The organism is Mycobacterium sp. 134 (genome assembly GCF_048282715.1).
GTDB classification, from domain to species: domain Bacteria; phylum Actinomycetota; class Actinomycetes; order Mycobacteriales; family Mycobacteriaceae; genus Mycobacterium; species Mycobacterium septicum.
The window spans coordinates 3,402,625-3,414,841 of record NZ_JBLVUN010000008.1 but is presented as its reverse complement, the minus strand read 5'-3'; the positions used below and the strand labels follow the sequence as shown (position 1 = coordinate 3,414,841).

At 67.5% G+C, this 12,217-nt stretch carries 11 protein-coding genes; 7 read left to right on the top strand and 4 right to left on the bottom strand.

Features of this window, described 5'->3' with window-relative positions; genetic code table 11:
* Both glgX and ACNQVK_RS21065 read right to left on the bottom strand, forming a co-directional pair.
* Positions 1-2,169, bottom strand: a complete 2,169-nt coding sequence (glgX, locus tag ACNQVK_RS21070; RefSeq protein ID WP_418031052.1) for a glycogen debranching protein GlgX — start codon at positions 2,167-2,169, stop codon at positions 1-3.
* Positions 2,170-2,173: 4 nt separating this feature from the next.
* Complete coding sequence (locus ACNQVK_RS21065) at positions 2,174-4,345, bottom strand: acyltransferase family protein (protein WP_418031051.1); 2,172 nt, start codon at positions 4,343-4,345, stop codon at positions 2,174-2,176.
* 91 nt (positions 4,346-4,436) lie between these two features.
* Between ACNQVK_RS21065 and ACNQVK_RS21060 the strand changes: the two genes are divergently transcribed.
* Genes ACNQVK_RS21060 through ACNQVK_RS21045 form a run of 4 tightly spaced genes read left to right on the top strand, consistent with a single transcriptional unit; the run spans position 4,437 to position 8,118 of the window.
* Positions 4,437-5,744 carry an adenosylmethionine--8-amino-7-oxononanoate transaminase gene (locus ACNQVK_RS21060; protein WP_418031050.1) on the top strand — a complete coding sequence of 436 codons (1,308 nt, stop codon included), beginning with the start codon at positions 4,437-4,439 and terminating at the stop codon, positions 5,742-5,744.
* Positions 5,745-5,784: 40 nt separating this feature from the next.
* Positions 5,785-6,933 carry an 8-amino-7-oxononanoate synthase gene (locus tag ACNQVK_RS21055; protein WP_418031049.1) on the top strand — a complete coding sequence of 383 codons (1,149 nt, stop codon included), beginning with the start codon at positions 5,785-5,787 and terminating at the stop codon, positions 6,931-6,933.
* Complete coding sequence (gene bioD / locus ACNQVK_RS21050; RefSeq protein WP_418031048.1) at positions 6,930-7,607, top strand: dethiobiotin synthase; 678 nt, start codon at positions 6,930-6,932, stop codon at positions 7,605-7,607. Before ACNQVK_RS21055 ends, bioD begins: the two co-directional genes overlap by 4 nt.
* A 1-nt stretch (position 7,608) precedes the next feature.
* On the top strand, positions 7,609-8,118 hold the full coding sequence (locus ACNQVK_RS21045; protein WP_418031047.1) for a 2'-5' RNA ligase family protein: 510 nt from the start codon (positions 7,609-7,611) through the stop codon (positions 8,116-8,118).
* A gap of 11 nt (positions 8,119-8,129) precedes the next feature.
* Here the strand turns inward: ACNQVK_RS21045 and ACNQVK_RS21040 are convergent, their stop codons facing one another.
* Positions 8,130-8,747: a TetR family transcriptional regulator gene (locus ACNQVK_RS21040; protein WP_418031046.1), complete on the bottom strand. Its 618-nt coding sequence runs from the start codon at positions 8,745-8,747 to the stop codon at positions 8,130-8,132.
* 101 nt (positions 8,748-8,848) lie between these two features.
* On the opposite strand from ACNQVK_RS21040, the gene bioB reads away from it, so the two are divergent.
* Genes bioB through ACNQVK_RS21025 form a run of 3 tightly spaced genes read left to right on the top strand, consistent with a single transcriptional unit; the run spans position 8,849 to position 10,833 of the window.
* Positions 8,849-9,826, top strand: a complete 978-nt coding sequence (gene bioB / locus ACNQVK_RS21035; RefSeq protein ID WP_044518412.1) for a biotin synthase BioB — start codon at positions 8,849-8,851, stop codon at positions 9,824-9,826.
* A gap of 24 nt (positions 9,827-9,850) precedes the next feature.
* Positions 9,851-10,096, top strand: coding sequence for a hypothetical protein (locus ACNQVK_RS21030; RefSeq protein WP_418031045.1), 246 nt, complete (start codon positions 9,851-9,853; stop codon positions 10,094-10,096).
* On the top strand, positions 10,093-10,833 hold the full coding sequence (locus ACNQVK_RS21025; RefSeq protein WP_418031044.1) for a DUF2567 domain-containing protein: 741 nt from the start codon (positions 10,093-10,095) through the stop codon (positions 10,831-10,833). Before ACNQVK_RS21030 ends, ACNQVK_RS21025 begins: the two co-directional genes overlap by 4 nt.
* A 36-nt stretch (positions 10,834-10,869) precedes the next feature.
* Here the strand turns inward: ACNQVK_RS21025 and ACNQVK_RS21020 are convergent, their stop codons facing one another.
* Complete coding sequence (locus ACNQVK_RS21020; protein ID WP_418031043.1) at positions 10,870-12,201, bottom strand: lipase family protein; 1,332 nt, start codon at positions 12,199-12,201, stop codon at positions 10,870-10,872.
* Positions 12,202-12,217 lie beyond the last annotated feature (16 nt).

Here is a 12,217-nt window from a genome sequence, read left to right as displayed (position 1 = left end):
TCAGGCCGTCTTGCGGAGCACGAGTAGTGAGCGGGCCTGTAGTGAGATCTTCTCGCCCGCGGCCACCACGAGCCCGGAATCGCCGGTCGGGCTGGCGGTATCGAGGTCGCCGGTCCATTCGGCGGCGTAATCGCCGTTGGGGGTGACGAAGTCCTGCTCGTGGTCGTTGGCGTTGAAGCACAACAGGAACGTGTCGTCGACGACGCGTTCACCTCGCGCGTTGGGGGCCGGGATGGAATCGCCGTTGAGGAACACCGCGACACAGGTACCCAGCCCGGTGCCCCAGTCCTCGGGGGTCATCTCGGTCCCCGCCGGGGTGAGCCACGCGATGTCGCGGACCTGGTCACCGCTGCGGATCGGCTTACCCTCGAAGAACCGGCGGCGCCGAAACGCGGGATGGCGCTTGCGGAATGCGAGCACCTTACGGGTGAACTCCAGGTGGTCGGCGTTGCTCTCGAGCCGTGACCAGTCCATCCAGGACAGCTCGGAGTCCTGGCAGTACACGTTGTTGTTGCCCAACTGGGTCCGACCGATCTCGTCGCCGTGGGCGATCATCGGGGTGCCCTGGGACAGCATCAGTGTCCCCATGATGTTGCGCATCTGCTTGGCGCGCAGGGCGAGGATCTCCGGGTCGTCGGTCGGCCCCTCGACGCCGCAGTTCCACGAGCGGTTGTGGCTCTCGCCGTCGCGGTTGTCCTCACCGTTGGCCTCGTTGTGCTTCTCGTTGTAGGACACCAGGTCGTTGAGGGTGAACCCGTCGTGGCAGGTGACGAAGTTGATGCTGGCGCCGGGCCGGCGGCCGGTGGCCTCGTAGAGGTCCGAGGAGCCGGTGAGCCGGGACGCGAACTCGCCGAGCGTCGAGGGTTCGCCGCGCCAGTAGTCACGCACGGTGTCGCGGTACTTGCCGTTCCACTCGGTCCACAAGCCGGGGAAGTTGCCGACCTGGTAGCCGCCCTCGCCGACGTCCCACGGTTCGGCGATCAGTTTCACCTGGCTGACCACCGGGTCCTGCTGGACCAGGTCGAAGAACGCCGAAAGCCGGTCCACGTCGTAGAACTCGCGGGCCAGCGTGGAGGCCAGGTCGAACCGAAACCCGTCGACGTGCATCTCCAGGACCCAGTACCGCAGAGAGTCCATGATCAGTTGCAGCGTGTGCGGGTGCCGGGCATTGAGGCTGTTGCCGGTCCCGGTGAAATCCTTGTAGTACTCGAGCTGCCCGTCGAGCAGCCGGTAATAGGCGGCGTTGTCGATCCCGCGGAAGTTGATGGTGGGGCCGAGGTGGTTTCCTTCGGCGGTGTGGTTGTAGACGACGTCGAGGATGACCTCGATACCGGCATCGTGGAACGCCTTGACCATGGTCTTGAACTCGGCCACGGCGCCGCCGGCGTGCCTGGTGGCCGCATATTGGAAGTGCGGGGCGAAGAAACCGACCGTGTTGTAGCCCCAGTAGTTTCGCAACCCGAGGTCCAGCAGGCGATGGTCGTGCATGAACTGGTGCACCGGCATCAGCTCGATCGCGGTGATGTTCAGCGACTGGAGATACTCGATGACCACCGGGTGGCTCAGCCCCGCATAGGTGCCCCGGAGTTCCTCGGGGATGCCCGGGTGGGTCTGGGTCATTCCCTTGACGTGCGCCTCGTAGATGACCGTGTCGTGATACGGGGTCTTGGGTGAGCGGTCCGAACCCCATTGGAAGAACGGGTTGATCACCACGCTGGTCATGGTGTGGCCCAGGGAGTCGACCTGCGGCGGGGTTCCCGTGCCGGGAGGTTCGGCCGTCAGGTCGTAGGAGAACAGCGCCTGGCTGAAATCGAAGTCGCCGTGGAACGACTTGCCGTAAGGGTCCAGCAGCAGCTTGCTGGGGTCACAACGATGTCCGGCGCCGGGATCCCACGGGCCGTACACCCGGTACCCGTACCGCTGCCCGGGCGTAACAGTCGGCAGATAGGCGTGCCAGACGTAACCGTCGACCTCTTCGAGATTGATCCGGTGCTCGGTCCCGTCCTTGGCGATCAGACACAGCTCGACGCGTTCGGCGACTTCCGAGAACAGCGAGAAGTTGGTGCCCGCACCGTCATAGGTCGCGCCGAGCGGGTAGGCCTCGCCGGGCCAGACGGTCGGCATCGGCGTGGGTACTGGAGACGACGGCACTGGAGAAGACGGTGGCATGGGTTCACCACCAACCGGTGGCCGCCGCCATCTGGCGGCCCAGTTCACCTGTCATCGTGCGCATGTACGTCGTGGAGATGTGGTGGGAATCGTGATACAGCAAGACATTTCCCTCCACCACGCGGCAATAGTCCTTACGGCACACCGCATCGCTCATGTCGAGTGGCTTGAGCAGAGGAAACCTTCCGACGAAATCCAGCGTGGGGTTGTGGTCGGAGAGTACCTTGGACCGCTCTATGCCGCAGGAGATGGAGTCGCCGCCGTTGGCCAGGCAGTCGTAAGGGAAGTACGGCTGGCCGTTTCGGGTCAGCCACGGAGTGTCGCGCATCGCCAGAACCGGAATGTTGTTCTGCGAGAGAGTTTCCCAGATTCCGATATAGGTGCCCGGCATCACGTCACCTGGCTTGATGTTCCATGGCCGGGTGGAGGTGGTGAACACATAGTCGGGCCGATCGGTGATGAGCCGGTCCATCACCTTTTCGTTCCACTCATGGCATTTCGGATACGGGCGGTTGTCGCCCATCACCAGCGGCGTTTCCTCCGTGGTCAGAGGACAACCCATCTTGAGGTAGGTGACGACCTTGAAGTTGTGCAGGCGGCCCAGCAGGTCCAGGGCGGTGATCCAGTGCTCGGCATGCGATCCGCCGGCCACCGCGACGGTGCGCGGGGAGTCTTTGTCGCCGTAGGTGCAGTTGATGATGTCGGTGTTGCCGAAATCGCTGATACAGCCATCCGTCGTGGACGCCGGCAGATCGTCCTTCGCTTCGAGCACTGTGGGGCGCATGGGCAGTTTGGGTACCCGCGCGTGGTCGATCAGGGCGCGTGCTCCGGGATAGTCGCGGGCCGACAGCCCCGACAGTTCCTTGCCGTTGGCGCGCTGCACGGTGACATGCTCACGCCAGGTGAACGAAGTGGCGGTCAGGGCGACACCGAGAAGACCGACGATCGAGCCGACAACGATGGTGGGCCGGCGCAGACGCACCCGTAGCGGAACGGCAGGTGCCGTGGCGGTGGCGGCCTTGGTCTTCTGCGAGCGCAGTGGCTCCTCGATGTAGCGCGTGGTGAGCCAGGCCAGAACGCCCGACACGAGCAGCACGATCGTGCCCTCGAGGAAGTTGGCGTGGGCATGGCCCGAGTAGGACAGCCAGAAGATCAGCAACGGCCAGTGCCACAGGTAGAGCGAGTAGGCCATCGAGCCCAGCGACACGAACGGCTTTGTCGCCAGCATCCGGTTGGGGGCGGGCAACCGTTGACCCGCGCTCGGATCGTCGACCCGGTTGGCAGCGGTCAGGATGAAGATGACGGTGGCGCCGACCGGGACCAGCGTCCACGGCCCGGGAAACTCCTTGACGCCGTCGATCCACCAGCCACACGTCAGGATCGCGGCGAGCGAGACGGTCGCCAGGACCGTGCGCAACCACATCGGCCACCGCACCGCCGGTACCAACGCCCCGGCGAGCGCGCCGACGAGCAGCTCCCAGCCGCGGGCAAAGCTGTTGTAGTAGGCGGTGGCCTGATCGTTGTTGTGGGCGATGATCGCGTACACGAAAGAAGCGATGGTCAGCGCGCCCAGTAAAACGATGAACGCGGTGCGCAGATGGCGGCCGAACAGCCGGCGGCCCAGGAAAGCGAACCCGAAGACCAGTAACAGGAAGGCCAGGTAGAACTGTCCCTGGACGGACATCGACCAGATGTGCTGGAGCGGGCTGACCGCCTCACCGGCGCGAAGGTAGTCCGCGGCAGTGTTGGCCAGTTCCCAGTTCTGGTAGTAGCCCAGGCTTGCCAGGCTTTGGTCAGCAAACGTTTCCCAGCGGGTTTCGGGCTGCACCAGGATCGTCAGCACGGCGGCTGCGGCAAGCACCACAACCAGTGCGGGAAGCAGCCGTCGAATCAACCGGACCACTTCGGGAAGTGGCCACAGCGGTGCATCCGGGTTGAGTGCGATCCGCAGGATCTTGCCGCCGAAGAAGAATCCGGACAGCGCCAGGAAAACGTCGACACCACCGGAAACCCGGCCGAACCAAATGTGGAACATCGCCACGAGGGCGATGGCGATGCCGCGCAGTCCGTCCAGATCGTGGCGGTAGAAACCCGATGCACGGGTACCCATGACTGCGCGTGGAACGGAACCGGATTCGGTGCCGGGCTCCGTCCGGGGGGCGTCAAGGGTTTTCATGGTCGAGGCCAATTTACCTAACATCGGCCTGCCGCTCACATTTCGGATGCGTGCGTCACAGTCTGTGAGCAAAGCGCTAGGCTGCCCGACTGTGGCTGAGCTGACACCAGCGCAGATCAATGCCATCGACGCCGCCCACATCTGGCATCCCTACAGTGCCATGGGCTCGGCGGCGCTTCCGCCGGTGGTGGCGGTCGGTGCCAAAGGCGCGTGGCTGACTGTGATCGACCCTACCGACGGCGCACCGATCGAGGTGATCGATGCGATGGCGTCCTGGTGGACCGCCGTGCACGGACACGGACACCCGGTACTGGACCGTGCGATCAACGACCAGCTCGCCACCATGAACCACGTCATGTTCGGCGGCCTGACCCACGAACCGGCCGCACGGCTGGCGCAGCTGTTGGTCGAGCTCACGCCCGAGGGTCTGGAGACCGTGTTCTTCAGCGATTCCGGGTCGGTGTCCGTCGAGGTGGCCGTCAAGATGGCGCTGCAGTACTGGCGCAGCCTGGGCAGAGGCTCCAAACACCGCCTGATGACCTGGCGCGGCGGCTACCACGGCGACACCTTCACCCCGATGAGCGTGTGCGATCCGGACGGCGGCATGCACGAGCTGTGGTCCGGGGAAAACTCGGTCCTGGTGCAGCAAGTCTTCGCACCGCCCGTGCCCGCCGACTATCAACCGGCCTACAGCGCGGCATTCGAGCGACAGCTGGCCGAACACGCCGACGAGCTCGCCGCGGTGATCGTCGAACCCGTCGTCCAGGGCGCCGGGGGCATGCGTTTTCACGATCCCCGGTACCTGGCCGACCTGCGCACGATCTGTGATCGCCACGATGTACTGCTGATCTTCGACGAGATCGCCACGGGATTCGGCCGCACCGGAAAGCTGTTCGCCGCCGAACACGCCGGGGTCAGCCCGGACATCATGTGCGTGGGCAAGGCGCTGACCGGCGGCTACATCACCCTGGCCGCCACGCTGTGCACCGGGGAGATCGCACGGACGATCAGCGCGGGGGAGCCCGGCGCTCTCATGCACGGACCGACGTTCATGGCCAACGCGCTGGCCTGCGCCGTCGGTGTCGCTGCGGTGGAACTGCTGATCGGCGGCGACTGGCAGACCCGGGTGACCGAGATCGAGGCCGGGCTGCGGGAAGGACTCGAGCCGGCCCGCACCCTGCCGGGCGTCGCCGATGTCCGGGTGCTCGGCGCCATCGGTGTGATCGAGATGCGCGAGCCGGTGGACATGCGGGTGGCCACCTTGGCGGCCTTGCAGCATGGGCTCTGGCTGCGCCCGTTCGGCAAGTTGATCTATGCCATGCCGCCCTTCATCTGCACGCCCGCGGAGGTGGAACAGATCACCGCAGGCATGGTCGGCGTGGCTCGTGCACTAACCTGAACGGTGTTCAATGGTCGACAGGTTCACAGAGGAGCATCACGTGACGCGCACGGATCTTTCACCGCTGGCCTGGCTCGCAGACGTCGAGCAGCAGCGCCGGAAGGCCGGCCTACGTCGCGAGCTGCGCACCCGCCCTGCCGTCGCCACCGAGCTGGACCTGGCCTCCAACGACTACCTGGGGCTGTCGCAGCACCCGGAGGTGCTCGACGGTGGCATCGAGGCGTTGCGGACCTGGGGCGCAGGTGCCGGTGGATCACGCCTGGTCACCGGTAACACCGAGTTGCACGAAGGGTTCGAAACCGCCCTGGCGACGTTCGTCGGCGCCGAGTCGGCGTTGGTCTTCTCCTCGGGCTACACCGCCAACCTGGGCGCCGTCGTCGCCTTGTCCGGTCCCGGCTCGCTGCTGGTTTCCGATGCGCTGACGCACGCGTCGCTCGTCGACGCCTGCCGGTTGTCGCGAGCCCGGGTGACCGTCACTCCACATCGTGACGTCGACGCGGTGGATGCCGCGCTGTCGGCGCGCACCGAGGAACGCGCGGTGGTCCTGACCGAGTCCGTGTTCAGCACCGATGGCGCGCTGGCGCCGTTGCGTGAGCTGCATGCCGTCTGCCGCCGCCACGGGGCGTTGTTGCTCGTCGATGAGGCGCACGGGCTGGGCGTGCGCGGCCCGGGTGGCCAGGGTCTGGTGTACGAGACCGGCCTGGCCGGGGCGCCGGACGTGGTGATGACGACGACGCTGTCGAAGGCGCTGGGCAGCCAGGGTGGCGTGGTGCTCGGCCCGGAGGCGATCCGCGCCCATCTCATCGACGCGGCCCGTCCGTTCATCTTCGACACCGGCCTGGCGCCGGCGGCCGTCGGCGCCGCGTGGGCCGCCCTGCGAGTGCTGATCGCCGAACCTCAGCGAGCTCAGGCCGTGTTGGACCATGCGGCGGAACTCGCCCGGATTTCCGGGGACACCGCGGTGCCGGACTCCGCGGTCGTCTCGGTGATCCTCGGTGAGCCCGAGGTGGCGGTGGCCGCGGCCGCCGCGTGCCTGGACCGTGGGGTGCGGGTGGGGTGCTTCCGTCCGCCGACGGTGCCGGAGGGCACCTCGCGGTTGCGCTTGACCGCACGGGCCTCGCTGACCGCCGACGAGATGGACCTGGCCCGCCAGGTGCTGACCGAGGTGCTGTCGAAGGCCCTGTTGTGAGCACGCTGGTCGTCACGGGTACCGACACCGGTGTCGGGAAGACGGTGACGACCGCCGCGCTGGCGTGTGCGGCCCGGTTGGCCGGCCTCGATGTCGCGGTGTGCAAGCCGGTGCAGACCGGAACCGTCGACGGCGACAACGACCTCGCTGAGGTGAACCGGTTGTCCGGGGTGGGCAACCTGCATGGGGGATGGCGTTATCCGGAGCCGCTGGCCCCGGTCGCAGCCGCGCACCGGGCCGGGTGTGCGCTGCCGACCCGCGCGGAGCTGGTGGCCGCGGTGCGAGGCGCCGAGATTCCCGGCGGGCTGACCCTGGTCGAAGGTGCCGGTGGACTCCTCGTCGAATTGGGCGACGACGGTGTCACGGTGCGTGATCTGGCCGCCGACCTGGCCGCCGCCGTCCTGGTGGTGGTGGCTCCCGGGCTGGGGACCCTGAATCACACCGCGTTGACATTGGAATCTCTTGCTGGGCAGGGGATTCCATGTGCCGGTCTGGTGATCGGTGCATGGCCGGAGAACCCCGGCGTCACGGAGTCGGGTAACCGAGAGGCCCTGGCGCAACTGGCGCCACTTCGGGCCGTGCTGCCCGCGGGGGCGGGCGGCGCGAGTGCCGCGGAGTTCGAGAAGATCTGCGCCGATGCCTTCGACCGGGACTGGCTGATCGGCCTGATCTGAGATGGTGCACTCCGTCGAGCTGGTCTTCGACCCGGACACCGAGGCCGTGATCCGTGGCATATGGGATGCACTGCGCGACAAAGACATTCCCAGCCAGGCTCCGGCCGGCCGGCCGCACGCGACGCTCACTGTCGCCCAGCGCATCGACCCCGAGGCCGACGCCGTGCTGACCGAGCTCGTGGACCGATTCCCGCTGCCGTGCCGGCTCGGTGCGACCCTGATCTTCGGGCGTTCGGCCGGAGTGCTGGCGCGGCTGCTGGTGCCGACCGACGAGCTGCTCGCCGTCCAGGCCGATACGTACCGACTGTGCCTGCCGTTCATGGACCCGGCCCCGATGCCGCACGCGGAACCGGCGAACTGGACCCCGCACGTGACGCTGGCCCGACGGGTGGCTCCGGCCAGGTTGGCCACCGCCGTGCGGATCGCCGGACGCCCCTCGGAGATCGTCGGCCAGGTGACGGGGCTACGGCACTGGGACGGCGACAAGCGGGTGGAGCACCCGATCGGTTGATCGGCCGGCGATCAGCCCTGGCTGTGTCGCGAGATGTCGCGTCCGGAGCTGAGCGTGCTGGCGCCCCGCACGGCCAAGCCGTCGACGAGCAACTGCAGGCCGAAGGCGAATTGCCGCGAGGTGTCGCGGTCGAGCACCGACTGCTCATCCGCCAGTGCTCCCGCCGCATCCCACTGCAGCCGGGACTGTTCGTCGGCGGTGAAGCCCAGGACGTAATAGAGCACCGTGCGGGCGGCCAATTCGTCATCCGGCGACGTCACGCCGGCCTGCTTCGCGGCATCGGCGAGCTGCGCCACGATTTCGCCGACGATCTGGGATTGCCCGGCGGCAAAACTGGACGAGACCAGCTCGGCACCGTCGGTGTGCGACAGCAGTGCGTCACGCAATGCCACACAGGTCTGGTGGATTCGGCCCGGCCAGGCCGTCGGGGCGCCCTCGGTGCGGGCGGGCTGCAGGATGCGGTCGGCGACGGCGCCGAGCAGTTCCTGTTTGTTGGCGAAGTGCCAGTACAGCGCGCCCGGGCTGACATTGAGCTCACGGGCCAGGCGCCGCATCGTCAGGTCGGCGATGCCGTAGTTGTCCAGGATGGCCGTCGCCGCATCCACCACGTCGGGTTTGTGGAGTTGCACACCGTTACCCTAGCCTGAACGGTGTTCAATTGTCGGCTCGGCCGGCAGACGATCCACAGGAGGACTTTTCGGTGACGCAGGCAGCCGTAGACGTACTGGGCATGGCTCGCGAGCAGGTTCTGGAGCGTGGCGTCGGCCTCGACCGGGATCAGACGCTGCAGGTGCTGCAGCTGCCCGACGACCAGCTCGAAGAGCTGCTGGCCCTGGCCCACGAGGTCCGGATGAAGTGGTGCGGTCCCGAGGTCGAGGTCGAGGGCATCATCAGCCTCAAGACCGGCGGCTGCCCGGAGGACTGCCACTTCTGTTCGCAGTCGGGTCTGTTCGCCTCCCCGGTGCGCAGCGCCTGGCTCGACATCCCGAGCCTGGTCGAGGCCGCCAAGCAGACCGCCAAGACCGGTGCCACCGAGTTCTGCATCGTGGCTGCGGTGCGTGGCCCCGACGAGCGGCTGCTGGCCCAGGTGGCCGCCGGTATCGAGGCGATCCGCAACGAGGTCGACATCCAGATCGCGTGCTCGCTGGGCATGCTGACCCAGGAGCAGGTGGACCGCCTCAAGGAAATGGGCGTGCACCGCTACAACCACAATCTGGAGACGGCACAGTCGTTCTTCCCCAATGTCGTCACGACCCACTCGTGGGAAGAGCGCTGGGGCACGCTGGAGATGGTGCGTGAGGCCGGTATGGAGGTCTGCTGCGGCGGCATCCTGGGCATGGGGGAGACGCTGGAGCAGCGTGCCGAGTTCGCCGCCAACCTGGCCGAGCTGAACCCGCACGAGGTGCCGCTGAACTTCCTCAACCCTCGCCCGGGCACGCCGTTCGGCGATCTCGAGGTGCTGCCGGCGTCGGAGGCGCTCAAGGCGGTGGCCGCGTTCCGGCTGGCGCTGCCGCGCACCATGCTGCGCTTCGCCGGTGGCCGTGAGATCACCCTCGGTGACCTCGGCGCCAAGCAGGGCATCCTGGGCGGCATCAACGCCGTCATCGTCGGCAACTACCTGACCACGCTGGGGCGCCCGGCCGAGTCGGACCTGGAATTGCTCGACGATCTGCAGATGCCGATCAAGGCCCTCAACGCCAGCCTGTAGAACAGGGTGGTGATGATCTCCGAGATGGCTGAAACGCCGGCTCTGCCCGCGCCCGTCGGCGCCGGCCTCTACAACGTCTACACCGGGGTCCAGGCTGACGCGGCGAACGGAGCTGCGCTTCCCACCGCGGCTCAGCTCGGCCTGGAACCGCCCCGGTTCTGTGCCGAGTGCGGCCGCCGGATGATCGTCCAGGTGCGGCCGACCGGGTGGTGGGCCAAGTGTTCGCGGCATGGGCAGGTGGATTCGACGGACCTGGATGCGCGGCGATGAGCCTCTCGGGCGAAGAGCAGAAGGCCCCGATGAGCCTCTCGGGCGAAGAGCAGAAGGCCCCGATGAGCCTCTCGGGCGAAGAGCAGACGCTGTCGGTTCAACCGGGCGCTGCCGATATCCCCGGCGCACCGCGCGTTTCGCGTCAGCGGGCGGTGTTGATCGTCATCGCGGCTCTTGCCGTGGCGGGTGCCGTCCTCGGTGCACTGTGGGCGTTCCTGGCCCCGGGAGTGCACGGCGTCGTGGCGTTGACCCGCAGCGGTGACCGGGTGCACGCCTACCTGGGCGGCGAATCCGACCACTTCTTCACCTCGGCGTTCATGTTCGTCGGCTTGCTCGTCGTCCTGGGCGTCGTGGCGGCGGTGGCACTGTGGCAGTGGACCCCGCACCGCGGGCCGGTTCTGGTCGCCGCGTTGTCCGTCGGTTGTGCGGTGGCCACGGCGGTGGCCGCGGGTGTCGGTGCGGCACTTGCTCATTGGCGGTTCGGTTCGCTCGACATCGCGGGTGCACCGGTCACCCCGGAAAACCGTGTCCACTATGTGGTGGAAGCGGCGTCGGTCTTCTTCGGGCACACGCCGCTGCAGATTGCCGGCACCATCCTGTTCCCGGCCGCGATGGCCGCGATGGTCTACGCGTTGATCGCGGTCTCGACGGTTCGCGATGATCTGGGCGCCTGGCCCCCTGTGCAGACGCCGACGTATCCGGTGATTCCGCCGGTGGTCAGTTCCCCGGGGGCTTGACGGGACATCTCCGCATGCCCGCAGGCTCCCGGTAGGTCAGAGCGGGCGTCGCCGGACCGTGCCCCCCAAGGCGACCTTGGTGGCGATTCCGGCCAGCCGCGCCATGCCCATGTAGGTGATCGGGTTGAGCAGCGTCGGCCACTTGGACCGCACCAGGTTGGCGGTCAGCGGGCGATCGGCGAACCGGTCGGTCAGCCAGCGCAGCGCCATCGGCGCCGAGAACGGGTGCAGCAGCAGGTGTTCGCTGAACATGTCGCGGTGATAGGTCACGTCGGCGCCGCCGGCCAGATAGGTATCGGCGAGTTCGTCGATGTCGCCGACCGAGATGATCTCGTCGTGCACGGCCTGCACGATCAGCACGGGCGGAACCGGCACGGCCACACCGAGTTTGGTGTCTTCGAACACCTCACTGACCTCGGGCCCGTCGAGGATCTCGTCCAGCGGCATGTCGACCAGGTCGGCCATGTCGGTCCGGAACATCCGCACGACGGCTTCCACGGTGGTCATGCGGTGCAACCGGTCGAGGATTTTGCGTCCCTCGGTCGTGGCGTGCTCGGCGATGACCTGGTTGAGATTGGGGTAGATGTCGGCGAGCGCGGCCACCACGAGGGCGGGCAGGCCCGAGAACACCGTGCCGTTGAGCCGGCGGAAGGTGTTTCCGAGATTGCCGACCGGCGAGCCGAGGACGGCGCCGACGATGTTGAGCTCAGGTGCGTAGCTGCCGGCCATCTCGGCGGCCCAGGCACTGGCCAGACCGCCGCCCGAGTATCCCCACAGGCCGATGCGCGTCGTCGGCGACAGCGCCAGGTGTTCGGTGTTGATCGCCGCGCGAAGGCCGTCGAGTACCCGGTAGCCCGGCTCGTAGGGCGCGCCCCACATGCCGTTGACGCCCTCGTGGTCGGGAACCGAGACGGCCCAGCCCTCGGCCAGGGCGGCCGAGATCAGCAGGAACTCCAGCTGGGCCAGGGCGCCGGTGGCCTTGGCGTGGTGGCGCAGGGCATAGGACGGGAAGCATCGGGCCGAGATCGCGTCGATCGCGCACTGGTACGACACGATCGGACAGTCCGCCGCGGCGTCGGCCGGGACGATGACGGTGGTGGCGGCGGCTTCTGCGAGGCCGTTGCGGTCGGTGGAGCGGTACAGCAGCTGCGTGGCCTGCAGGCGCTGCGGGATCAGGCCCAGAAACGCCAGTTCGACGTCGCGGCTGCGAAGGACGGTGCCCGGTTCGGCGTGCTGGAACCCCGCAGGCGGCACATAGAACGCGTCTTTGTGGGGGAGTACGGGTCGAGCGGCCGGGTCGAGGTCCTCGTGAGGTGCCCGACCGATCCATTCGGCTCCGGAGACGCTGGCCGCACTGCCCAAGTCCATCCGGGCATTCTTGCTT